General features: G+C 28.7%; 21 protein-coding genes, 1 pseudogene and 2 other annotated features. Of the genes and pseudogenes, 21 read left to right on the top strand and 1 reads right to left on the bottom strand.

Annotated features, from left to right (window positions below; genetic code table 11):
* Window positions 1-188: 188 nt before the first annotated feature.
* From nth to thrS, 11 genes and pseudogenes are all read left to right on the top strand, one after another.
* Window positions 189-842, top strand: coding sequence for an endonuclease III (nth, locus tag ACRDDE_RS12360; RefSeq protein ID WP_438627711.1), 654 nt, complete (start codon window positions 189-191; stop codon window positions 840-842).
* 2 nt (window positions 843-844) lie between these two features.
* On the top strand, window positions 845-2,212 hold the full coding sequence (locus ACRDDE_RS12355; RefSeq protein ID WP_438627709.1) for a VanW family protein: 1,368 nt from the start codon (window positions 845-847) through the stop codon (window positions 2,210-2,212).
* Window positions 2,213-2,317: 105 nt separating this feature from the next.
* Window positions 2,318-2,788, top strand: coding sequence for a tRNA (uridine(34)/cytosine(34)/5-carboxymethylaminomethyluridine(34)-2'-O)-methyltransferase TrmL (gene trmL / locus ACRDDE_RS12350; protein ID WP_438627707.1), 471 nt, complete (start codon window positions 2,318-2,320; stop codon window positions 2,786-2,788).
* Window positions 2,789-3,003: 215 nt separating this feature from the next.
* Complete coding sequence (locus tag ACRDDE_RS12345; protein ID WP_438627705.1) at window positions 3,004-4,032, top strand: BMP family lipoprotein; 1,029 nt, start codon at window positions 3,004-3,006, stop codon at window positions 4,030-4,032.
* Window positions 4,033-4,487: 455 nt separating this feature from the next.
* Window positions 4,488-6,056, top strand: coding sequence for an ABC transporter ATP-binding protein (locus ACRDDE_RS12340; protein ID WP_438627703.1), 1,569 nt, complete (start codon window positions 4,488-4,490; stop codon window positions 6,054-6,056).
* On the top strand, window positions 6,049-7,143 hold the full coding sequence (locus ACRDDE_RS12335) for an ABC transporter permease (protein ID WP_438627701.1): 1,095 nt from the start codon (window positions 6,049-6,051) through the stop codon (window positions 7,141-7,143). Before ACRDDE_RS12340 ends, ACRDDE_RS12335 begins: the two co-directional genes overlap by 8 nt.
* Complete coding sequence (locus ACRDDE_RS12330; protein WP_114542856.1) at window positions 7,143-8,078, top strand: ABC transporter permease; 936 nt, start codon at window positions 7,143-7,145, stop codon at window positions 8,076-8,078. The genes ACRDDE_RS12335 and ACRDDE_RS12330 overlap by 1 nt, the downstream gene beginning before the upstream one ends.
* Window positions 8,079-8,250: 172 nt before the next feature.
* A pseudogene (locus ACRDDE_RS12325) lies at window positions 8,251-9,014 on the top strand (DUF6873 family GME fold protein).
* Window positions 9,015-9,019: 5 nt separating this feature from the next.
* Window positions 9,020-9,820 carry a putative sporulation protein YtxC gene (locus ACRDDE_RS12320; protein WP_438627698.1) on the top strand — a complete coding sequence of 267 codons (801 nt, stop codon included), beginning with the start codon at window positions 9,020-9,022 and terminating at the stop codon, window positions 9,818-9,820.
* A gap of 81 nt (window positions 9,821-9,901) precedes the next feature.
* A complete protein-coding gene (locus tag ACRDDE_RS12315) occupies window positions 9,902-10,504 on the top strand; it encodes a DUF445 domain-containing protein (protein WP_438627696.1) in 603 nt (200 codons plus the stop codon).
* Window positions 10,505-10,594: 90 nt separating this feature from the next.
* Window positions 10,595-10,825: a binding site (T-box leader), on the top strand.
* 54 nt (window positions 10,826-10,879) lie between these two features.
* The gene (thrS, locus tag ACRDDE_RS12310) at window positions 10,880-12,799 is read left to right on the top strand and encodes a threonine--tRNA ligase (protein ID WP_438627694.1); all 1,920 of its coding nucleotides are present in this window, start codon (window positions 10,880-10,882) and stop codon (window positions 12,797-12,799) included.
* Between the two features lie 39 nt (window positions 12,800-12,838).
* On the opposite strand, the gene ACRDDE_RS12305 is transcribed toward thrS, so the two are convergent.
* Window positions 12,839-14,239 (bottom strand): ATP-dependent metallopeptidase FtsH/Yme1/Tma family protein, encoded by a 1,401-nt coding sequence (locus tag ACRDDE_RS12305; RefSeq protein ID WP_438627692.1) that lies wholly within the window; start codon window positions 14,237-14,239, stop codon window positions 12,839-12,841.
* Window positions 14,240-14,597: 358 nt separating this feature from the next.
* On the opposite strand from ACRDDE_RS12305, the gene infC reads away from it, so the two are divergent.
* The 10 genes from infC to ACRDDE_RS12255 all read left to right on the top strand — a co-directional run bounded on the left by infC (window position 14,598) and on the right by ACRDDE_RS12255 (window position 25,782).
* Window positions 14,598-15,107 carry a translation initiation factor IF-3 gene (infC, locus tag ACRDDE_RS12300; RefSeq protein WP_419743308.1) on the top strand — a complete coding sequence of 170 codons (510 nt, stop codon included), beginning with the start codon at window positions 14,598-14,600 and terminating at the stop codon, window positions 15,105-15,107.
* A 27-nt stretch (window positions 15,108-15,134) separates the two neighbouring features.
* A complete protein-coding gene (rpmI, locus tag ACRDDE_RS12295) occupies window positions 15,135-15,332 on the top strand; it encodes a 50S ribosomal protein L35 (protein ID WP_250674537.1) in 198 nt (65 codons plus the stop codon).
* Between the two features lie 58 nt (window positions 15,333-15,390).
* Window positions 15,391-15,747 carry a 50S ribosomal protein L20 gene (gene rplT, locus ACRDDE_RS12290; protein WP_021431715.1) on the top strand — a complete coding sequence of 119 codons (357 nt, stop codon included), beginning with the start codon at window positions 15,391-15,393 and terminating at the stop codon, window positions 15,745-15,747.
* A gap of 312 nt (window positions 15,748-16,059) precedes the next feature.
* Entirely contained in the window at window positions 16,060-17,436 is a 1,377-nt protein-coding gene (locus ACRDDE_RS12285; protein WP_438627690.1) for a TrkH family potassium uptake protein, read from the top strand.
* 20 nt (window positions 17,437-17,456) lie between these two features.
* Window positions 17,457-18,128: a potassium channel family protein gene (locus tag ACRDDE_RS12280; protein WP_021428431.1), complete on the top strand. Its 672-nt coding sequence runs from the start codon at window positions 17,457-17,459 to the stop codon at window positions 18,126-18,128.
* Window positions 18,129-18,131: 3 nt separating this feature from the next.
* On the top strand, window positions 18,132-18,929 hold the full coding sequence (locus tag ACRDDE_RS12275) for a TrmH family RNA methyltransferase (protein ID WP_438627688.1): 798 nt from the start codon (window positions 18,132-18,134) through the stop codon (window positions 18,927-18,929).
* 60 nt (window positions 18,930-18,989) lie between these two features.
* Window positions 18,990-19,221 (top strand) — a binding site (T-box leader).
* A gap of 55 nt (window positions 19,222-19,276) precedes the next feature.
* A complete protein-coding gene (gene pheS / locus ACRDDE_RS12270; protein ID WP_438627686.1) occupies window positions 19,277-20,296 on the top strand; it encodes a phenylalanine--tRNA ligase subunit alpha in 1,020 nt (339 codons plus the stop codon).
* Window positions 20,297-20,311: 15 nt separating this feature from the next.
* Window positions 20,312-22,702 carry a phenylalanine--tRNA ligase subunit beta gene (gene pheT, locus ACRDDE_RS12265; RefSeq protein WP_438627684.1) on the top strand — a complete coding sequence of 797 codons (2,391 nt, stop codon included), beginning with the start codon at window positions 20,312-20,314 and terminating at the stop codon, window positions 22,700-22,702.
* 28 nt (window positions 22,703-22,730) lie between these two features.
* The gene (gene zapA, locus ACRDDE_RS12260; RefSeq protein ID WP_220795991.1) at window positions 22,731-23,309 is read left to right on the top strand and encodes a cell division protein ZapA; all 579 of its coding nucleotides are present in this window, start codon (window positions 22,731-22,733) and stop codon (window positions 23,307-23,309) included.
* A 73-nt stretch (window positions 23,310-23,382) separates the two neighbouring features.
* On the top strand, window positions 23,383-25,782 hold the full coding sequence (locus tag ACRDDE_RS12255; RefSeq protein WP_438627682.1) for a DUF3656 domain-containing U32 family peptidase: 2,400 nt from the start codon (window positions 23,383-23,385) through the stop codon (window positions 25,780-25,782).
* Window positions 25,783-26,097 lie beyond the last annotated feature (315 nt).

Raw genomic sequence — 26,097 nt, 5'->3', positions numbered from 1 at the left:
TATTTTGGGCAAATAACAAAATATTACAAGATAATAAATATAATTATAGTATATATATTGTTTTGTTTTGATAGATAATATAAGTAAATAGATAGAAAACTTAATAATTATAATTTTATACATGTTTAAATTGTATTTAAAATTGTTATATATTAAATATGTAAAATTACAACAAGGGGGAATTAAAAATGGCAAAAGCAAAAAAGAAAAATAGAGAAAACATAAAAAAAATATTAGACATATTAGAAGAAACATATCCAAATGCAGAGTGTGAATTAAATTATACAACTCCATTTGAACTTCTAATTGCAACTATATTATCTGCTCAATGCACTGATGTTAGGGTTAACAAAGTTACAGCTGAATTGTTTAAAAAGTATAATACAGCTGAAGAATTTGCTAAACTTAATACATTTGAAATTAGTGAGGAAATAAAAAGTTGTGGGCTATATAAAAGCAAAGCTCAAAAAATAAAAGAAACATCAGTATTGATTTGTTCTAACTATGGTGGTCAAGTACCTGACAATATGGAAGAATTGACAAAACTTCCTGGAGTAGGAAGAAAAACTGCAAATGTAGTACTAAGTAATGCTTTTGGAGTTGATGCAATTGCTGTAGATACTCATGTATTTAGAGTATCTAATAGAATTGGATTGGTAAAAACTGATACTCCTGAAAAAACAGAATTTGAACTTATGAAAGTTTTACCTAAAAAAAGATGGTCAAAAGCACATCATTTAATAATTTTTCATGGAAGGAGAATTTGTAAAGCAAGAAAACCAGAATGTAATATATGCCCATTAGTTGAATACTGTGACTATTATAAAGAAGGGAATGACTAAAATTGAAGAGACAGAAAATATTTTTCTTAGTAACATTAGTTATGCTATATTGTTTTGGATTGACGTATAAATCGTATTGTATGAGCAAAGAAAGCAAAATCTATAAAAATATATATATTGAAAATATTGATGTCTCGGGACTGACAGAAAGTGATGCGATAAAAAAACTTAATAATTCTCTATATAAGAAAGATTCTATAGAATTATTTTATGGAGATAAAAAATACAATCTATCTTTAAAAGAAATTAATTTTAAATTTAAAGTAGAGGAGGCTGTAAATACAGCTATTAAGATAGGTAGAGATAGTGACTTTTTTAATAATGTAAAAACAAAATTTAATTTAAGCCTAGGGAAAAGTATAAAGTTAAATGTTGACACTGAATATGATAAAGCAAAATTAAATGATTATATCAACAACGTATCTAAGGAAATAGATGTTATACCAGTTGATTCTTCTATAACCGTAGAAAATAATAATTTTAATATTAGCAAAGAAGTGTATGGAGTTAATTTAAAAAAAGAAGCTTTATTTAGTGAAATTGATAAAACCATAAAAAATAAAAAGTTTGGAAATGTTAATATATATACAGAAACGATAAATCCAAAATATACTTATGAAAAATTAGCAAATATAAATACACTATTAGGTCAATATGAAACAAAATTTAACTCAAAAAATCAAAATAGAGTTAATAATATAAAATTGGCTATAAATAAAATAAATAATGTATTAATAGACTATAATGAAGAGTTCTCATTTAATAATATTATAGGAAAAAGAAGCACAGAACAAGGATTTAAGAGCGCACCTATAATAGTAAATGGAGAAATGCAATTAGGAATGGGTGGAGGAATATGTCAGGTATCTAGCACTGTATATAATGCAGCACTATACTCAGGGCTTGAAATTGTACAAGCTAGAAATCATAGCATACCTAGTGGATATATAGAAAAAGGAAGAGATGCTACTGTATCTTATGGAAATATTGATTTAGTATTTAAAAATAATTATAAAAGTCCTATTCTAATAAAAAATGAGGTAAGAGATAATAAAATAATAACTACGATATATGGAAATGAAAATGATAAAAAAATAGTAGATATAAGAACTGATATATCAAGAATTATAAAGCCTAAGATTATAGAAAAAGAAAGTAAAGATTTATATGAAGGAGAAACTAGAATAGAAAGTAAAGGCAGAAATGGATATAAAGTAAAAACATACAGGGTTTATAAGAATGAAGATGGATCTTCTATAAATGAAGAATTAATTACTGAAAGCTATTATCCTCCTAAAAATAAAGTTTTAATAAAGGGAACAAAGAAAAAGGTTGATACAACTAAAAATTTGAACTCTGAAATAATATAAATCTCCCAATACAAGGAGATTTATATTATTTTATTATTTTATAAGTTTTTAGAAATGAAAACTTTTGATATAATTAGACTTATAAAATGTTAAGGAGGGTTACGTATGTCTTTAAATATCGTATTGGTAGAACCTGAAATACCACAAAATACAGGTAATATAATAAGAAGTTGTGCTGCAACTGGTACAACTCTTCACTTAGTTAGACCATTAGGTTTTTGTATGGATGACAAATATCTAAAAAGAGCAGGTTTAGATTATTGGGATTTAGTTGAAATAAAATATTATGATAGTTTTGATGAAGTAAGAAAACAAAACCCGGATGCTAAATTCTTTTATTCAACAACTAAAGCTAAACAAACACATTCGGATGTAAAATATGAAGAAAATTCATTTATAGTATTTGGAAAAGAAACTAAAGGATTGCCTGAAAGTTTAATAATGGATAATTTAGAAACTGCAATAAGAATACCTATGGTTGATATAGAAAAAGCTAGATCTTTAAATTTATCGAATTCTGTAGCTATAGTATTATTTGAAGCGTTAAGACAAATAGGATATCCTAATTTAAGATAAAGTGTATACTATATACTAAAAATTAGGTTCAAAAAGAAGGTGAGAAATCTTATTATGACTATGATAAAGATTTCCTATCTTCTTATTTTTTTAAATTGTATACACTAAATATTAAAAAAAGTGGATAAAATTAAAATTAAATGTAGAAAATATTTTACATATAGTGTAAAATTTATTGTAAGAAATTATAAGAAAGATGTTCATAGGAGGTAATTATGAAACTTAAAAAGTTATTGTCTATAGGTCTTGTTACTGTATTAGCAGGATCGATGTTAGTAGGATGCAGTCCTTCTAAAGATTCAAAAGACAGCAATTCAGGTGGGGATGACAAAGTAAAAGTAACTATGATAACTGACGTTGGTGGAGTAAATGACCAATCTTTTAATCAAAGTGCATGGGAAGGTTTAGAAAAAGCTAAGAAAGACTTAGGAGTAGATGTTAAGTACATAGAGTCTAAGCAAGAATCAGATTACGCTAACAATATAGAAACAGCAATAGATGATGGAGCAAATTTAGTAATTGGTGTTGGATTTAAGATGGAAAAGGCTATAGGTGATGCTTCAAAATCTTACCCAGATCAAAAATTTGCATTAATCGATGCTGATTTCGGTGGTAAACCACCTAAAAATGTAGAAAGTATAATGTTCAAAGCAGAAGAATCATCATATTTAGTAGGATTAGTAGCAGGTAAACTTACAGAAACTAATAAAGTAGGATTTGTTGGAGGAATGGAAGGTCCAGTAATTGAAACTTTCCAAGCTGGATTTACAGCAGGAGTTAAAGCTGCGAAACCAGATGCTGAGGTAATATCTCAATATGCAAATAGTTTTGCTGATCCAGCAAAAGGTAAGTCTATAACTAATCAAATGATATCTAATGGTGTAGATATAATATTCCATGCATCAGGTGATACTGGTAATGGAGTTATAGAAGCAGCTAAAGAAGCTGGTAAAAAAGCTATAGGTGTTGATAGAGACCAAAATAGTGTTGCTCCAGAAACTGTTATAACTTCAGCTATAAAGAGAGTTGATGTTGGAGTTTATGATACTGTTAAAAACTTAGTTGATGGTAAGTTTAATAGTGGAAAAGTAACTGTTTATGGATTAAATGAAGATGGAGTTGGAGTAGCAGATACTACAAAAGAAGATGTATCTCCAGATGTATTAGAATTTGTTAATAAACAAGGTGATAAAATTAAGAGTGGAGAAATAAAAGTTCCATCTACAATGAAGGATGTAAAATAATTAAAATAATTTATTAAAAAAGACTAGCGTTGCTAGTCTTTTTTTTCGCCCAAATTAGCTATGATAAAAATTTAAATAAGTTGTGTTAGGTAAATAAATGCAAATTAGGTTTAAAATAAATTTTTTATATATTAGGGCAAATTAAATGATTTAGAAAAATATTAAAAAAATTTTATAAATAAAGAGGAATTATCAAAAAATAACATAAATATTTAGAATAACATAAAAAATAAATAATATGGTTATTTGTAAGGAATCCAATGTATTATAACTAATAATTTAAATTTAAATTATAAAAAATATAAAATTAAATTATAATAATGACAAAAAATAACAAAAAGTATGTACAATAAATAAAATATTACCTACTATTTGTTGAAATTAAATTGTTATAATACTTATTTTTTAGTATAATAAAATTGGCGATAAGTAAATAAGGAGGGTTATTATAAACTATGATTAATAGCAATGTAGACCACAGTCTAAAAGTTGTAGAAATGAAAAGTATAACTAAAAAGTTTGGAAATTTCACAGCTAATGATAATATAAATTTGACTGTACATAAAGGTGAAGTACATGCTTTATTAGGCGAAAATGGAGCAGGAAAGTCAACATTAATGAATATTCTTTATGGGCTATACCATCCAACTTCAGGGGAGATATTTATAAAAGGGGAAAACGTTAGAATGGAAAACCCTAATGTCGCGATATCTCATGGGATAGGTATGGTTCACCAACATTTTATGCTAGTACAGCCATTTACAGTTGCTCAGAATATAATACTAGGTACAGAACCTACAAAAGGTATCGGAGCAATAGATATGAAAAAAGCTATAGAAGATGTTAGTGATCTATCAAAAAAATATGGATTGCATGTAGATCCTAATGCGAAAGTAGAAGATATAAGTGTTGGGATGCAACAAAGAGTTGAAATACTGAAAGCTTTATATAGAGGTGCAGATATCTTAATACTAGATGAACCTACTGCAGTTTTAACTCCACAAGAAATAAATGAGCTTATGAATATTATAAAAAACTTAACTAAGCAAGGAAAATCAGTAATAATAATAACTCATAAATTAAAAGAAATAAAGGCAGCGGCAGATTACTGTACTATCATAAGAAGAGGTAAGGATATAGGTACTGTAAAGGTATCAGATACAACAGAAGATGAATTAGCGGCTATGATGGTAGGTAGAGAGGTAAGTTTTAAAGTTGATAAAGAAGATGCTAAAGTAGGAGATTTAATACTGGAAGTTAAAAATATAAGTGCTAAAGATAATAGAAAAGTACAAGTGTTAAAGGATTTATCTTTAGAAGTAAGAGCTGGAGAAATTTTAGGAATAGCAGGTGTAGATGGAAATGGACAATCTGAACTTGTTGAAATATTAACTGGTTTGAAAAAAGCAGATTCAGGAAGTGTTAAAGTTAATGGAACTGAATTAATAAATGAAAAACCAATTAATATATTTAAAAAAGGTATAAAAAATATACCAGAGGATAGACACAAAAGAGGACTTATATTAGATTTTACAGTTGCTGAAAATACAGTTTTACAAAGATATAAAGAGAAACAATTTGCGAAGAATGGAGTTTTAAATAATAAAGAAATTGAAAAACATGCAAATGACCTAATAGAAGAGTTTGATGTTAGGCCAACTGATTTTACTTTAAAGGCAAGATCTTTATCTGGAGGAAATCAACAAAAGGTTATAATTGGTAGAGAAGTTGATAACATAAGGGTAGATAGAGCTGCTACAGGGCAACCTCAGGTATTAATCGCAACACAACCGACTAGGGGGTTAGATGTTGGAGCGATAGAGTTTGTTCATAAGGCGATAGTGGAGCAAAGAGATGCAGGAAATGCAGTTTTATTAGTATCTTTAGAACTTGATGAAGTTATGAATTTATCGGATAGAATAGCTGTAATTTATGAAGGAAAAATAGTTGGGATTGTCGATGCTAAGAGTGCAGATGAAAATACTTTAGGATTTATGATGGCAGGAGGTGCAAATAATGAATAACGATGTTAAGTCAAAAAAGAAAATTTCTCTTGCTAATAATACAATAGTATTTTCTATTATATCTATATTTTTAGGATTATTAGTAGGAGCAATAGCTTTAACTATAGCGGGATTTAATCCGATAGAGGCTTATTCAGTAATGATTGAAGGGATAATAGGTAAACCTAAATATATAGCATGGACTATTATAAAGGCTACTCCATTAATTTTAACAGGTTTATCAATAGCTTTCGCATTTAAAACAGGGTTATTTAATATAGGAGCAGAAGGACAGTTTATTATAGGTGCATTAGCTGCAACTATAGTAGGATACACAGTTCATTTACCAGCAATAATACATATACCTCTTACTCTAGCTGTAGCTGCACTAGCAGGTGCCTGTTGGGGAGGATTTGCAGGTTTTTTAAAATCCAAATTTGGAGTTAATGAAGTTATATCTACCATAATGTTAAACTGGGTTGCATTTTATTTAAATAACTACATGATAATGCAACCATGGTTAAGAGATGGTAATAGCGAAGCATCTCATATGATAAATGAGAGTGCAAGTATAAGTATAGATTGGTTAACAGGGCTAGTAGGTCCAGCTACAAAGGCTAACTGGGGGATAATAATAGCAATTATATTAGTTTTAATAATAGCCTTTATATTATCTAAAACAACTTTAGGATACGAACTTAGAGGAGTTGGATACAATAAATTTGGAGCTGAATATGGAGGAATAAATATAAATTCATCTATATTTAAATCTATGGCTATAGCTGGTATGCTTGCAGCATTAGCAGGAGCAGTACAAGTTATGGGTGTAGCACAAAACATAACAGTACTTGCAGCACCAGAAGGAAATGGATTTGATGGTATAGCTGTAGCACTTATTGCTAACAGCAATCCTATAGGTGTAATTTTCTCAGGGTTATTATTCGGAGCACTTAAATACGGTGGAACAAAGATGCAAACTATACAAGCTCCATCAGAAGTAATCAATATAGTTATAGGATCTATTGTTTACTTTATAGCACTAAGTAGTGTAATAAGAATGTTATTTATAAAATATAAGAATAAAAAGAAACAAGGGGGACTTGAATAATGGAAGATATAGCTTTAATTTTAAGTACGACTTTAATGTACTCTACGCCCCTTATATTTACAGCATTAGGTGGAGTATTATCAGAAAATTCAGGTATAGTTAATATAGGATTAGAAGGTATGATGACTATAGGTGCTTTTGCAGGGGCAGCAGCAGGTTATTTAGTAGGTGATCCGTGGATAGCATTTTTAATAGGTGGCTTAGCCGGCGGTTTATTTGCATTAATACATGCTATTGCAACTGTAAGCTTTAATGCAGATCATACTATATCAGGTGTTGCTATAAACTTACTTGCACCTGGAGTAGCATTGTTTTCTTCAAAAATATTATTTGATGGAGCGACAATGACTCCAACTATAGCTATGGAAGATAAAATACCAAGACCTTTAAATGGTTTATTTGCAGAAGGTAGCATATTAAATACAGTTTTTAATACTTATGCAACAGTATTTATAGCATTTATACTTGTAGCTGTAGTGTGGTATGTTTTATATAAAACAAAGTTAGGACTTAGAATAAGATCTGTTGGAGAACATCCGGGAGCAGCAGATACTTTAGGTATTAATGTAAATCGTGTTAGATATATTGCAGTAATTTCCTCTGGCATATTAGCTGGTTTGGGAGGAGCATCTATGAGTTTAGCTATTGTTTCTTCGTTTAGACCAACATTGATCTCTGGACAAGGATATATAGCTATGGCGGCTGTTATATTCGGTAAGTGGAAGCCACAAGGAGCTATGGCAGCTTGTTTACTATTTGGTTTCTCAACTGCTTTATCTGTATTCTTTGGGAACCCAGAACTTCCATTTAGAATAAATGAGAATTTATTATCTATGATACCATATGTAATAACATTAGTGGTGTTAGTGTTATTTATAAAATCTTCTAAAGCTCCAGCTGCATTAGGAAACCCATATAAAAAAGGTGAAAGATAAAAAAAGATAAAAAAAGATAAAAAAAGATAAAAAAGATGATAGCATTGCTATCATCTTTTTTGTGTGTAAAATAAACATAAAAAAATTATTATTAGTCTATTAAAAGTGAAAATAAGTATATAAAATATTAATTGCATTATAAAAGTAAAATCGATATAGAAGGAACGGTGAAATGAAAGTAGTACATAGTAGACAATCTTTTGTAATTGATGGTGATTTATGTCTAGCGTTGGTAGATAAAAGAATTACTTGCGATATAGAAGTAGAATTAAAAAGAAGAAATATACAAATAATAAAAACTATAGAATGTAAAGAGTGTTATGATGCTATAAAATATCACCCAGGTATATGTGTATGCAACTTAGGTGAAGGAAATATAGTTGTAGCGCCAAATGTATATGAGTTTTATTCAGATATATTAATTCCATTAGGATTTAATGTAATTAAAGGAAGTAGCTACATAGAAAGAAAATATCATAATAATATTCAATATAATGTAACTATGATGGGAAGATTTGCAATACATAATTTTAATTATACAGATAAAAAAATTTTAGACTACATAAACAAAAAAATCTTATAAAGATAAATGTAAAACAGGGATACTCTAAATGTTCGATTTGTATAGTCGATGAAAATTCAATTATAACTTCTGATAGAGGTATATATAAATCTGTAAAACAATATGGTATAGATTGCCTTCTCATAAGACCTGGAAATATAAATTTATTTCAATTAGATTATGGATTTATAGGTGGATGTACAGGGTTTATAAGCAAGAATGAAATAGCTTTTTTAGGAAATGTAAAAAAACATCCAGATTATGAACTTATAAAAAAATTTATAAAATTAAAAAATAAGGAAATAGTAAGTTTAAGCAAAGAACAATTATTAGATTTAGGTTCTATAATTCCTTTGATGACTAGAAAGGAGTGATGACTATGGACAACAAAGAGATTTATCTGAGCTTATTGCCTAAGTATAAATTAGTTGTAAATCAATTTGTAAAACAAACTAAGTTTAGCAATATTACAAATTACAATGAAGATGTTATAGAGATAAAAATAAGTGCGAAGGATAGAACTGATGAAACAGTACTAGACATATCAAGAGAGATAACAGATATTTTAATGCAAGTAATAAAAGAGGTTATATTGAAGGAATATATACAAAAATCATACGGAGATAAATATAATCAGGAAATAGAAAAAATATATTTAAAATCATTAGAAGGATTTCAAAATAAAGACTTATTATTAAGAGAAATAATATTTTGTAGAATGAATAATTACATATTAAATAATGACCATATAGATGTGGATGGCTTTGTAAAGTTTAGAATGAAAGAATTAATGGGATATATAGCTAATATCTGTGAAGATGCACTGGAAGAATATTTAATAGAGAAAGACTATGATGAATTTATTAGTGTATTAAGATATTTTATAAATGTACAAGAAACTAAAATAGATACATTGAAAGTATACATAAGGAAAGACAACTCGTTTATATTATATGATAAAAATGACAACATAATAGAAAATGAAAATGATGAAGAATTAATAAATATGTTTATAAAAGAAAATTTAAATTATGAAGATTTCTTAATTAGCACATTACTTTCTTTGTGCCCGAACCATATAATTATATACGATTCTTTACAAACTAACTCATCTAGAGAAATTATAGATACTATAAAAGCGATATTTGAAGAAAAGGTAGAAGAAAAAAATAAATCTTAAAATTTAAAAAATGTATTGAAAAAAATTCATTAAAGTATAAAATATATATTGTTTCTAATTAAAATGATAAGGAGATTTGAGATGAACAATATATATATAATTTTAATAATGGCAATTATTGGAGGTATTATCGGATATGTAACTAATAAATTAGCTATAAAGCTTATATTTAGGCCTATAAATCCTATAAAAATACCTCTGACAAATTTTGAAATAATAGGTCTTATACCAAAGAGAAGAAAAGAAATAGCTATAAAAATAGGAGAAGTTATACAAGATGAGTTTGTATCTTTAGATGATATATTAGAAAATTTAATAACAGAAGAAGATAAAGTAAAAGCTACTGAATATATAAAACTTAAAGTTAACTCTATAGTAGAGGAAAAAGCAACTCTTATACCAAGCTATATAAAATCTGTTATAAAAAACTATATAGAGGATATAATAGAAAAAGAAGTTAGTGCTTCTATTGACGAATTAGGAAGTGAAGTTGTATCAAAAGCGCATGAAAGAGTAAATATACAACAAATAGTAGAGGAAAAGGTTGATAGTTTAGATTTACTTGAATTAGAAAATATAATACTTAGTATAGCGAGCAATGAGTTAAAGCATATAGAATTATTGGGATTAATACTAGGTTTTGTTATAGGAATAATACAAGGTATAATAACAATTTTTATATAAATTTTATGTAACAAAAAAATATTTGAATTTATATAATATTTAGAGTTGATATATATCACTTGATTTGATATAATTTGTATTAATATTAATATAGTTGCTATGAAAAGGAAGAGTAAAATAGAAACAATTTTCAGAGAGGATATATCATAGGCTGAAAGTATATCTAAAAATGACTATTTGAAAACTACCTTGGAGCAGAGTTTAGTAGCTTATAAGCGCTTATAAGTAAAAGTACTCGGTTGACAACCTTATAGTCATCAAGAGGGCAATGTTTATAGCATGCCAACTTGGGTGGAACCGCGAATGTTACTCGTCCCATGATTTTCATGGGCCGAGTTTTTTTATTTTATACAAAAAAATTAAGGAGGTAAGGTCATGATAAAAGTTACTTTAAAAGATGGATCTGTAAAGGAGTATGCTAAAGGTACTACAGTTATGGATATTGCTAAATCGATAAGTGAAGGATTAGCTAGAAGTATAGTAGCTGCATCTGTTAATGAAGACGTTGTTGGGTTAGACTTCCAAGTTAACGAAGATTGCGAATTAAATTTATTTAAATTTGATGATGAAGAAGGAAAAGATGTGTTCAGACATACATCTGCTCATATGCTAGCTCAAGCTATAAAAAGATTATACCCTGAAGCTAAATTAGCTATAGGTCCAAGTATTGAAAATGGATTTTACTATGATATAGACTTAGAGTACAGATTAACTCCAGAGGATTTAGAAAAGATAGAAGCTGAAATGAAAAAAATAGCTAAAGAAGATTTAGCTATAGAGAGATTTGAATTAAATAGAGAAGATGCTATAAAGTTAATGGAAGAACAAGGGGAAAATTACAAGGTAGAACTTATATCAGAGCTACCTGAGGGAGAAATTATATCTTTCTATAAACAAGGAGATTTTACAGATTTATGTAGAGGACCACATTTATCTTCTACTAAAAAGGTTAAAGCTATAAGACTTCAAAACGTAACAGGGGCTTACTGGCGTGGAGATGAAAAAAATAAGATGTTACAAAGAATATATGGAACATCTTTTGAAAAGAACAAAGATTTAGAAGCATACTTACATTTAGTAGAAGAAGCTAAAAAAAGAGACCATAGAAAATTAGGTAGAGAATTAGAACTATTCTTCATACCAGAAGAAGGACCAGGATTCCCATTATTCTTACCAAAAGGTATGGAACTTAAAAATGAATTATTAAAATTCTGGAGAGAATTACACAGAAAAGACGGATATGTAGAAATAGAAACTCCTATAATCTTAAACCAAAAATTATGGGAAACTTCAGGACACTGGTATCACTATAAAGAAAATATGTACACTGTAGATATAGATGATATGCAATATGCTATAAAACCAATGAACTGCCCAGGTGGGATGTTATACTACAACTTTAAGCAACATTCGTACAAGGATTTCCCTATGAGAGTGGCTGAGTTAGGAAGAGTTCATAGACATGAGTTATCTGGAGCTTTAAATGGTCTTAAGAGAGTTAGAGCATTTACTCAAGATGATGCACATATATTCATGTTACCAGAACAAATAAAGGATGAAATAAAAGGTGTTGTTTCATTAATAGATAAAGTATATTCTGCATTTGGATTTGAATATCACTTAGAGTTATCAACTAGACCAGAAGATTCAATGGGAACAGACGAAGAGTGGGAAGCAGCTGAAAACGGATTAAGAGAAGCTTTAGAAGAATTAAATCTACCTTATGTAATAAATGAAGGAGATGGAGCATTCTATGGTCCTAAGATAGACTTCCACCTAAAAGATTGTTTAGGAAGAACTTGGCAATGTGGAACTATACAATTAGATATGCAATTACCACAAAGATTTGATATCAGTTATGTAGGTGAAGATGGGGAAAAACATAGACCTGTTATGATCCATAGAGTTGCATTAGGAAGTATAGAAAGATTTATAGGTATATTAATAGAGCACTATGCTGGTAAATTCCCAACTTGGATATCTCCAGTTCAAGCTAAAATATTACTAGTATCTGATAGATTTAAAGAATATGCAGAAGAAGTTAGAAATGCATTATTTGATAAAGGTATAAGAGTAGAGCTTGATGATAGAGCGGAAAAAATCGGATATAAAATAAGAGAGGCTCAACTTCAAAAAGTTCCTTACATGTTAGTAGTTGGAGAAAAGGAAGTTAATGAAAAGAAAGTTTCTGTAAGATCAAGAGATAATGGAGAAATGGGTGCAATGGATGTAGATGCATTTGTTGCAAATGTATTAAAAGAAGTAGAAGAAAGAACTAATGTAATTCAAGCATAATAAACAATAAAAAAGTTAGCCTTTAAGGCTAACTTTTTTTTATACACATTCTTTTCTTATTATATTTTTTAACTCTTCATGAGTCATAGTTTCTTTGTCAAATAGATGTTGAGAAACTAAATGAAGATCATTTAAACTTGAGTTTAGAAGATTAAGAGTTTCTTTATAACAAGAATCTATTATACTAGTAGTTTCTTCTTGGATTTGCTTTGATAAAAAGCTTTTTTGATTTTGATCTATAGTCATAGCTCCAAGATTACTCATACCATAGTCACAAACCATTTGAGTTGCTATATCAGTTACTTTTTTCAAGTCATCCTTAGCTCCTGTAGATTTATGACCAAATATTATTTCTTCAGCAGCTTTACCTGCAAGTAAGATTTTGATTTTTCCTAAAAGTTCATCTTTAGTATAGATGTATCTATCTTCATCTGGAAGTTGAAGTACATATCCGAGTGCTTGTCCTCTAGGTATTATAGATATTTTTTGTATAGGGTTTATACCTAATGTATCACTAACTAGAGCATGACCAGCTTCGTGGTAAGACACTATACGTTTTTCTTTTTCAATAAGTTTTGAACTTTTAGATTCAAGTCCAGCGATAACTCTTTCAATAGCTTTGTCAAAATGAATACTATTGATATTTTCGCTGCTTTCTCTTACTGCAAATATGGCAGCTTCGTTTGCTATATTTGCTAAGTGTGCACCATTGAATCCGTGAGTTTTTTTAGCTAATAAGTTTAAGTCTACGGAGTTATCAATTGGTTTGTTTTTAGTATGAACTTTTAGTATTTCTAATCTAGTGTGATAATTAGGTTCTCCTATATGGACATGTCTGTCAAATCTACCTGGTCTAAGTAGTGCATCATCTAATAAGTCTAGTCTATTAGTTGAACCTACTATAAGTATGTTAGAATCTTTATTAAATCCATCCATCTCAACAAGAAGTTGGTTTAATGTTTGATCCTTTTCATTATTACTTTCTAGATGTCTTTTGGCTCCTATTGCGTCAATTTCATCTATAAATATTATACTAGGGGCTTCTTTTCTAGCCTTTTCAAACAATGTTCTAACTCTTTTTGCCCCTACACCAACATATTTTTCAACGAATTCAGATCCTGTTACATTGAAAAATGATGCGTTTGTTTCACCAGCCATAGCTGACGCAAGCAATGTTTTACCTGTACCAGGAGGTCCATAGAATAAAACACCTTTAGGAATTTTAGCACCCATTTTTTGATACTTTGCTGGGTTTTTCATAAAATCAACTATTTCAAATAGTTCTTCTTTGACCTCTTCTAATCCAGCTACATCATTGAATGTTGTTTTAGGCTTAGTTGAATCAGAGTTATCATTAGAAGTTTCTTTTTCCATTTTGGTCTGATTAAACGCAGGCGCAGGGTTGTTGATTTTCTTAAAAAAATTATTTAACATTTTCATAGTCAAACACCTCAGTTATAAAAATTGTTGTTATTACATATATTTGCCGATTTTCAAATTAATATTATTAAATTTTTATATTTTTCAAATTAAAAATATTTAATTCATTAAAAGTATGTCCATAAATCAAATAATTAATTATAAAATTTAAAAAATAATTGACACTTATTTAAACTGATGGTATAGTATATAGAGTAATAAAAAACAAGAAGAAGTCCGCTTCTCACCTTACAACGATAAAGTTAGTAAGGTAAATATAAGTTAAGATTTAAGAATTAGTTTTATTAATTGTAGTAACTTATATGGCGGATGATGATATCATTCGCCTTTTTTAATATAAAATTGGAGGTGTCCTACTATTAGTAAGGAATTAGCAATCAATGATGAGATAAGAGATAAGGAAATAAGAGTTCTTTCAGAAACTGGTGAGCAACTTGGAATAATGACTTCTAGAGATGCACAATTAATGGCAAATGAGAAGAATTTAGATTTAGTAAAAATATCACCTAATGCGAACCCACCAGTATGCAAATTAATGGATTATGGTAAACATAAATATGAACAATCTAGAAAAGAAAAAGAATCTAAGAAAAAGCAAAAGGTCGTAACTGTAAAAGAAGTTAGATTAAGACCAGGTATAGAAGAAAACGACATAAATACAAAAGCTAACCAAGCTATGAAATTCCTTAAAAAGGGAGACAAAGTTAAGGTTGAACTTAGATTTAGAGGTAGAGAACTAGGGCATAAGGATTTAGGAAAACAAGTAATGCTTAAGTTTATAGACCTAGTAAAAGAGTTTGGAGAACCAACAAAAGCCCCTGCATTTGAGGGTAATAACATGGTTGTAATGATAGATCCAAAAAAATAGATATACATTTGAGAGGAGGATATTAATATGCCTAAAATGAAAACTCATAGAGGAGCAGCTAAGAGATTCAAAAAGACTGCTAGTGGAAAATTAAAGAGAGGTAAAGCTTTCAGAAGACATATACTAACTAAGAAAGATGCTAAGACTAAAATGCAATTAAGAAAGTCTGGAATAGTTAGTGAAGGTGATGCTAGAAGAATAGCACAATTATTACCATACTTATAAGATCGAATACAAATAGATAAAAATTATTTAGAACAGAGAAACGAAGGAGGTTACGACGATGGCAAGAGTTAAAAAAGCTATGAACGCTCGTAAGAAGCATAAGAAAGTATTAAAACTTGCAAAAGGTTACAGAGGATCAAGAAGTAAATTATACAGACCAGCTAACGAGTTTGTAATGAAAGCATTAAAGCATGCTTATGTTGGTAGAAAATTAAAGAAGAGAGATTTCAGAAAACTTTGGATACAAAGAATAAATGCAGGTACTAGAGCTAACGGAATGTCTTATTCAAGATTTATGAACGGATTAAAATTAGCAGGTGTTGAAGTTAACAGAAAAATGTTATCTGAAATGGCTATAAACGATCCTCAAGGATTCGCTAAATTAGTAGAAGTTGCTAAATCAAAATTAGCTTAATTATATAAAACTCTGGGTTGAATCTCAGAGTTTTTTTTATGCGTTTAAACATTAGATTAAACAAAAAATTGCTGAAAAATTAATAAAACTTGCATATAAAACAAGGTGAAATTTTTATCAAATGAAAAAAATTATATATGTTAAATTTATGTAAAGATATAATAAATATTTTTAAAATTACAAATTTCCATTTAGGTATAGATATATTTAAAAACTAAGTATATAATGTATTTTATTATTGTTATAAGCACAATAATATAGTTATACAAAATGAAGATTTAATTATAATATATACAGGAGGAGATAAAGTAGGTGAAAGAGTTTATTTTAAAGATTAAAAAGCCGATCAATAAATTAAATCCACCTCAAATAATGGTAATTGGTTTTGCTACTGTTATATTAATAGGAGCGATACTACTTACACTTCCTATTGCTACAAACACGGGAGAATCTACTCCATTTGTAGATGCTTTATTTACGTCTACGTCTGCGGTCTGTGTAACAGGTTTAGTAGTAGTAGATACAGCTACACATTGGAACTTATTTGGACAAATTGTAATAATTGCATTAATTCAAGTCGGTGGTTTAGGATTTATGACAATAACAACTTTATTTGCATTGATAACTAAAAAAAGGATAAATCTGAAAGAAAGACTTCTTATACAAGAGGCATTAAATCAAATTGACCTATCTGGGTTAGTTAAACTAACTAGATATGTATTATTGATGACATTTGTTATAGAAGGATTTGGAGCATTAATACTATCAACAGTGTTTATACCTGAATTTGGGTTAATTAAAGGAACGTGGTTTAGTATTTTCCATGCTATTTCAGCATTTTGTAATGCTGGATTTGATCTTATGGGAAATATAAGCGGACCATTTACTTCAATTACAAGATATGTAAATAATATAACGGTAAGTCTTACTATCTCAGCTCTTATAGTGCTTGGAGGTATAGGATTCCCGGTAATTTTAGATGTAGTAAAAAATAAAAAACCATCTAAATTAAATATACATTCAAAGGTAGTATTAATAACAACGGCAACATTAATAATTACTGGAATGCTATTTATATTACTTATAGAATATTCAAATCCTAAAACACTAGGAGATCTTTCATTAAAAGGTAAATTATTAGGATCATTATTCCAATCAATTACACCTAGAACTGCTGGATTTAATACTATAGACTTAGCATCTATGCATCAAGGCAGTTTATTTATAATGATTATTTTAATGTTTATAGGAGCATCACCTTGTTCTACAGGTGGAGGTGTAAAAACTACAACTATTGCAACTATAGTACTTGCTGTAAGAAGCTTTATATTTGAAAGAGAAGATATAGAAGTATTTGAAAGAAGAGTCGGAATTAATGCAGTAAGAAAGTCTATAGCAATATTTTTTATAGGAATATTAGTTGTATTTGTAGGTATTTTGATTATAAATTTAACACAAGAATCATTTGATTTAATAGAATCTGCATTTGAGGTTGCATCTGCATTTGCAACAGTAGGTTCAAGTATAGGAGGAAGTCCTAATTTAAATGTATTTGGTAAAATAGTAATAATGATGTATATGTTTATGGGAAGAGTAGGATTTTTAACTATATTTATAGCTTTAGTAGCTAAAAATTCTGTTAAAAAACAAGTTATAAGATTCCCTGAAGGTAAAATTATAGTAGGATAGAAAGTTAGGAGAGAACAGGTATGAAACAATATATAGTTATAGGTTGTGGAAGATTTGGATCGTCAGTAGCAACTACAATGCATTTGCTAGGACATCAAGTAATGGCAATAGATAAAAGTGATGATGCAGTACAAGCTATATCTGAAAAAGTTACACATGCAGCGATTGTAGATGTTACGGATGAACAAGCACTAAGAGCTTTAGGTATGGGAAATTTTGATGTAGCAATAATTGCGATAGGTTCGGATATAAGAGCTTCTATAATGGCTACGTTAATAGCTAAGGAAATGGGTGTAGAGCAAATTGTATGTAAGGCAAAAGATGAACTACAAGCTAAAGTTTTATATAAAATAGGTGCTGATAGAGTTGTATTCCCTGAAAGAGATATGGGAGTTAGAGTAGCACACAATTTAGTTTCAAATAATATATTAGACCATATAGAGTTAGATCCAGACTATTCTATAGTTGAAATTGTTACACCTAGAGAATGGGAAGGTAAGACATTAATAGAGTTAGATTTAAGAGCTAAATATGAAATAACAGTATTAGCTATAAAATGTGATAAAACTATAAATGTTACACCATCTCCAGAAGAAAAATTAAATGCAGGAAGTATATTAGTTGTTATAGGTCAAAACAGCAAAATAAGTACAATAACAGCAGATAGTGACTTTTCATTTAGGAGAAAATAAAAAATGATAGTATCGATAAGTAGTAAAGATAATGAAAAAGTTAAATTAACTAAATCTCTTTTAAAAAGCAAAAATAGAATAAAAGAGTCTAAATTTTTAATAGAAGGATTTAGAATTTTAACTCAAGCTATAGATTGTAATGCAGATTTACAATATGTATTTATAAATGAAAATTTCGAGACTAAAGAAGAACATGTTGAATTCTTAAAAGTTTTAGAAAGTAAAAATATAAAAGTATACAAAACTACAAATAAGATATTTAACGAGTTTATAGATACAGAAAGCACTCAAGGTATAGTTGGAGTTGTTGGTATACAAAAAAATAATATTCAAGATATTTTAGATGATAATTGCAAATTTGTATTAATTTTAGATAGAATACAAGATCCAGGGAATATGGGGACTATAATAAGAACAGCAGATGCAGCAGGTGTAGATGCTATAATAAACTTAAAAGGTTGTGTAGATATATATAATAGTAAAGTTACGAGATCTACAATGGGGTCAATATTTGATATGAAAATAATTAATATGACTCAAGAGGAAGCATTAAAAGAATTAAAAGATAGGAAATTTGATATTGTATCAAGTTATTTAAATACAAATAACTTTTATGATGGAGTAGAATATAACCATAAAACAGCTCTTGTTATAGGTAATGAAGCTAATGGTGTTAATGATGAACTTATAGAAAAATCAGACATACTAGTTAAAATACCTATATACGGAAAAGCTGAATCTTTAAATGCGGCAATAAGCTCAGCTATACTTATGTATGAAATCAAAAAATATATGATATAATAGAGTTGTATTGAAAATTCACACTATATATGATATAATTTACAATCAAAGTTTAATATTTAAAATACTATGAAAGAGAAAAGTATTTTAATAGTCCTTAGCGCAGAGATAAGTACCTAGGCTGAAAGTACTTTCTAAGTTATTAAAAGAAGTTCCCTCTGGAGTATCATAGCTGAAATTTAAGTAGGTTATGGCGTTTAAAACACGTTACGTTTTTCGAGTGGTTTGAATTATTTTTAATAAATCAAGCTACTAGGGTGGTACCGCGAAACAATAGCCTTTCGTCCCTAGATAGGGATGAAGGGCTTTTTTTGATGTATAAAAATTAAAGTGAAAGGGTGAATATAGTGCAAGAAAAACTACTTAATTTACAACAAGCAGCATTAAGTGAAATAAAAGACATGCAAGATATAGAGCAAATAGAGTCTTTAAGAGTTAAGTACTTAGGAAAAAAAGGTGAAATAACATCTATATTAAAAGAAATGGGTAAATTATCGGCTGAAGAAAGACCTGTAATAGGAAAGGTTGCTAACGAGGTTAGAGAAGCGATAGATACTGCTATAAGTACTAAAAAAGATGAATTAAAAAATATTGAAAAGCAAAGAAAATTAGCTGAAGAAGTTTTAGATGTAACTATGCCAGCTAAAGAATTTAAAGTAGGTAAAAAACATCCTATATCTCAAATTATAGATGAAGTAAGTGAAATATTTATAGGAATGGGATTCTCTATAGCAGAAGGACCAGAAGTTGAAACAGTTGGAAATAACTTTGATGCATTAAATGCACCAAAAGACCATCCATCTAGAGATATGAGTGATACATTCTATATAAATGATGAATTATTACTTAGAACTCAAACATCTCCAGTTCAAGTTAGAACAATGAAAAATGAAGAATTACCAATAAAAATAATATCTCCAGGTAGATGTTTTAGATTTGATGCTCCAGATGCAACACATTCACCAATGTTCCATCAAATAGAAGGGCTTGTAGTCGGAAAAGATGTTACTATGGCTCAATTAAAAGGAACATTAGATATGTTTGTTAAGAAGTTATTTGGAGAACATACTAAAACTAAATTTAGACCACATAACTTCCCATTCACAGAGCCAAGTGCAGAAGTAGATGTTACTTGCTTTAAGTGTCAAGGTGCAGGATGCCAGATGTGTAAAGGTGAAGGTTGGATAGAAATATTAGGAGCTGGTATGGTACATCCAAATGTATTAAGAAACTGTGGAATAGACCCTGAAGTTTATAGTGGATTTGCTTTTGGTATGGGGCTTGATAGAATAACAATGCTTAAGTATGAAATAGATGACATAAGATTATTATTCGAAAATGATATGAGATTTTTAAATCAATTTTAATTAGGAGGATTTGATATGTTAGTACCTTTAAAATGGCTTAGAGACTACGTTGATATAGATAGAGAAACTCAAGAATTCGCTGATATGATGACTATGACTGGTTCAAAGGTTGAAAAAGTAGAGTTCTTCGGAAAAGAAACTAATGGAGTTGAAGTATGTAAAATACTTGAAATAGAACAACATCCAGATGCAGATAGATTAAAGGTTACAAAAGTTGAAGTGGCTGATGGTCAAATACTTCAAATAGTAACTAATGCTACAAATATAAATGTTGGAGATTATGTTCCAGTTGCAAGAATAGGAGCTGTTTTACCAGGTGATTTTAAAATAAAAAAAGGTAAATTAAGAGGTGTTCTTTCAGAGGGAATGTTCTGTGGAGCAGAAGAATTAACTATACCTTCTCAATATGTAGAAGAACATAAAAAAGATGGAATATATATATTAGATCACCAAAATTCATTTGAGCTAGGTATGGATGTAAGAAAAGCATTAGGAATAAACGATGCTTTAATAGAATTTGAAATAACATCAAATAGACCTGATTGTAGATCAATAATAGGAATAGCTAGAGAAGCTGCAGTAACTTTAGGTAAAAAATTAAAATACCCACAAATAACTGTAAATGGATCTAATGAAGAAATGAAGTTTGAAATAGATGTTCAAACAGAATTATGCAAAAGATACTGTGGTAAGGTTATTAAAGATGTTAAAGTAGGTCCTTCTCCATATTGGATGCAAAGAAGACTTATAGAAGCAGGTATGAGACCTATAAATAATATAGTAGATATAACTAACTATGTTATGTTAGAACTTGGGCAACCACTTCATGCATTTGACTTAGAAGATATAAAATATGATAAGATGATAGTAAAACTTGCACAAGAAGGTGAGAAATTTACTACACTAGATGGTGCCCAAAGAACATTAACATCAGATATGTTAGTTATAGGAAATCAAGACAAGACTTTAGATTTAGCTGGTATCATGGGAGGAGAAAACTCTGAAGTAAAAGATAACACTACATCTATATTCCTTGAAGGAGCAAGTTTTGCAAAGGAAAATATAAGAGCAACATCTAAAAAATTAGGATTAAGAACAGAAGCTTCATCAAGATTTGAAAAAGGAATAGATGTAAATCTAACAGAAGCTGCTGTAAATAGAGCTTGTCAATTAATAGAAGAATTAGGTTGTGGTACAGTTCTTAATGGTATGCTTGATTATTATCCTAAAAAGGAAGAAGTACAAAAAATAACTGCTAACCCAGAGAGAATAAATAAGTTACTAGGTGTTAATGTGCCTATGGATCAATTTATAAATATACTTGAAAGTTTAGAGTTTAAGTGTAATTTAATTTCATCTGATAAGTTGGAATTAGAAGTACCAAGCTTTAGATTAGATATATGTGAAGATGCGGATATATTAGAAGAGGTTGCAAGAATTTATGGATATGAAAACATACCATCTGCAACTTTAGAAGGTAATGCTACAGCAGGAGTAAAAACAAATAAACAAAAATTTATGGATAATGTAAAAGCTAATTCTATAGCTGTTGGATTAAATGAAATTTTAACATATTCATTTGTAAGTCCAAGAGGAGTAGATAAGCTAAACTTAGCTAAAGATGATGAGAGAAGAGAATTTGTTAAAATAATAAATCCTTTAGGTGAAGAAACTTCTGTTATGAGAACTACTTTAATACCTAATATGCTAGATGTAATATCAACAAACTTATCTCATAAAGTTGAAGAAGTATATGCTTTTGAATGTGGAAATACATTTAGACCACAAGAAGGATTACCTGTAGAAACAAAGAAATTATCTATAGGGATGTACGGAAAAGAAGTAGATTTCTTCTCGATAAAAGGTGCAGTAGAAACTATATTAAAGAATGTTGGATTTGATGGATACGAAGTTGAACCAGAAACTAAAAATTTAACATTCCACCCTGGAAGATGCGCTAAATTAGTGTATAATAATATATGTATAGGGACATTCGGAGAGCTACATCCAGATGTACTAGAAAACTATGATTTAAATCAAAGAGTATATGTTGCAGAGATAGATATTGACCTAGTATTTGAGAACTTAAATGATTCTAAAGTATACAATCCATTACCTAAATATCCAGCAACTACTAGAGATATAGCTTTATTAGTTAAGGATGAAGTATTTGTAAAGCAAATAGAAGATATAATAAAGGCCAATGGATCAGATATATTAGAAAGTTATCAATTATTTGATGTTTATAAGGGAGCTCAAATAGAAGAAGGACACAAATCTATAGCATACTCAATAACTTACAGAAGTAAAGATAAAACTTTAACTGACGAAGACGTAGCAAAAGTTCACGATAAGATAGTAAGTGAGTTAAGTGAAAAACTAAATGCGAATTTAAGATCAAATTAATTAAGAAACAAATGTAGGGGGGGTTAGGATGAACAAAGTTACAGTAAAGATACATGGATCTGAATATCCTATGGTATCTGAAAAATCTAAAGATTATATGATAAAAATAGCTCATTATGTTGATGAGGAAATGAGTAGAATAGCAGAAGCTAATTCAATTCTTAGTACATCTCAAGTGGCTATATTATCAGCATTAACTATTACTGATTTGCTATTTGAATGTTCAGAAGAAAATGATAAGCTAACTAAAGAGAATAAAGAATTAGTTAAAAAAGCAGAAAAACCTAACCAAGAAGTTCAACTAGAGATGAAAAAAATAAAGTTAGAACTTGATAATAAAGTTGAAGAGCTTGGTAAAAAACAAGATGAAATAGATTCTCTAAAGACAGAACTAAAAAATAAAGCTAATGACTTAGAGGAAATGAATCCTCTTAAAGAAGAGATTGAGGAACTTAAAAAGAATTTAGATGAAGCTAATGAGAAAACTGAGATAGCTGAAAAGCTAGCTTCAGATTTCCAAAATAAATTATATGATTTACAGTTGAAAAACATAGAGTTAGAACAAGAGTTAAATTATATAAAAGCATCTGGAAAACTTTTAAAATAATAGAATACTTTCAGAAACCTTCAGGAAAAATAACCTGAAGGTTTTAGTTTTTAATGACAATAAGGAGGTAGTTATGAATACAGAATTACTAGCACCTGTAGGTAGTTTTGATGCGTTAAAAGCAGCTGTACAAAATGGAGCAAATGCAGTTTATTTAGGTGGAAAAGAATTTAGTGCTAGAGCTTCAGCAAATAACTTTGACAGAGAAGAATTACAAGAAGCTGTAAAGTATGCACATATAAGAAATGTAAAAATATTTGTAACAGCAAATACACTTATAAAACAATATGAAATAGATGATTTTCTTAATTATATAAAATACTTATATGATATAGACGTTGATGCAGTTATACTTCAAGATATAGGAATGGCTAAACTAATAAAAAGGTTACTTCCAGACTTTGAATTGCATGCAAGTACACAAATGGTTGCACATTCCCTAGAAGATACATTATATTTACAAAACCTTGGATTTGACAGGGTTGTTTTAGCTAGAGAACTTAATATTGATGAGATTGAGCATATATGTAAAAATACTAATGTTGATATTGAGATATTTGTACATGGAGCATTATGTGTATGCTATTCAGGTCAGTGTTTAATGAGTAGTATGATAGGAAACAGATCGGGAAATAGAGGTAGATGTGCTCAACCATGTAGACAAAAGTATGAATTAATAGATATAAACTCAGGCAAAGTCATAGATACAGAAGGTGAGTATTTATTAAGTCCTAGAGATTTAAATACGATAGAGGAAATAGACAGAGTTATAGAAGCTGGAGTACACTCTTTAAAAATTGAAGGAAGAATGAAACGTCCAGAATACGTAGCAACTGTAATAAGTAGTTATAGAAAAACTATAGATACATATATAGAAAAAAATCAAGTAGATGTATCGAATGAAACTATGAATAATTTATATACTATATTTAATAGAAAGTTTACAAAAGGATATTTATTAGGAGAGGTTGGAGAAGATATTATGAACTCAAATCGACCTAATAATGTAGGACTTTATATTGGAAAAGTAATTGATTACAATAAAAGAGCTAAACGCTTAAAAATTAAATTAGAGAATACACTTAAAAAAGGTGATGGAATTAACTTAGGTGGAGGAACTATAGGAAGAATTATTAAGCAAAATAATACAATAAGTGATATAGGAGAAGCTGGAGAACTTATAGAATTAGATTTTATAGGAGAGGCTAAAAAAGGGCAAATAGTATATAAAACATCAGACAGTGATTTGTTAAATACTATTAAGAAATCATTTGAAGAAGATAGTGAAAATATAAAAATTCCTATAGATGCTACTATTGAATTAAAACTTGGACAACCTCCAAAACTTAGATTAAAAGATGGATATGAAAATGAAATAACTGTTACAAATGAAAAGCTTGTAGAGAAAGCTATGAAGGTTGCACTAGGTGAGGAAAAAATAGTTTCTCAAATAAAGAAACTAGGAAATACCACATATGTATTGAGAAATATAGATGTGGATATAGATGAAGGCATAAGTTTACCAATAAGTGTACTAAATCAACTTAGAAGAGATGCTATAGATAAATTAAGCAATGAAAGAGTCATTATAAAAAATAGAAACTTCAAAGATTCGTGTATAAAGTACTCACCAAAAGTTATAAAAGAGGATAAAGATATAAAACTAAGAGTTAAAGTTAAAAATATAGAACAATTAAAAACTGTAGTATTACATGATATAGATGCAGTATATTATGAAGATATAAACACATTAGAGGAAGCTAAAGAAATTTGTTGCAATAATATAAAGCTTATCTATTCTCCTCCTAGAATTCTTAGAAATAAAGATTATGCTATTTTAAATAAAGTTGAAAAAGTACCTATACAAGCTGGAAATTCAGGTTGTGTAAATTTATATAAGGGAAAAGAGATATATATAGATAGTTACTTAAATTCCTTTAATAGTGAAACTATAAATCACTATAAATCAGAAGGAGCAAATACAATTTGCTTATCTCAAGAGTTAAATTTAACAGAAATAAAAGATATGCTGAAGTATACTGATAGTGAAATAGAAAGTATAGTTTATGGATATACACCTCTTATGATCAGTGAATACTGTCCAATGGGAGTTTTAGTTAGAAACTGTAAAAAAGATAAAAGAAGCTCTGTTTGTAATAAGAGTTTATATGCACTAAAAGATGATAAAGATAGGACTTATAGATTATCTCAAGATATTTTCTGTAGAACTAGCATATACAATTCTAAACCACTATGTGTATTAGAAGATTTAAACGAATTAAATAAATCTGGTATAAATGTATTTAGAATAGATTTAACATTTGAATCAAATGAAGAAATAAAGTCTATACTTGAAGCTTTTGTAGAGTGTATAGAAAATGATTTTAATATGGGTATGAAATCTAAAAAGTTATATAAAGAGCTTGAAAATACTGGATTAACATCCGGCCATTACTATAAAGGTGTTGAATAATAAAAAAGGATAATATGTATACTAATATTACATATTATCCTTTTTTATGCAACTAACCACATAAGAAAGTTTTTGTGTGAAAATATATAAAATGAAGTCACAAAATGTACACAAATATTGAAATTTGAAGAGATTTTTGTTAAATTATGTAAATTAGGGTATAATTTACAATTGTGTAAGTATATTTTATAAATTTAATTTATACAATTATTCAAATAAGCTATAATATAATGTATTGGTTTTTTGGATTTTGTAAAAAAAAAATAAATATGTAAAAGTTTATTACTGTTGATATACAAGCTAAGGGAGGGATTT

Origin of the sequence: Paraclostridium sp. (genome assembly GCF_051656405.1) — a bacterium.
GTDB lineage: Bacteria > Bacillota > Clostridia > Peptostreptococcales > Peptostreptococcaceae > Paraclostridium.
This window is presented reverse-complemented; position numbering and strand designations above follow the sequence as displayed.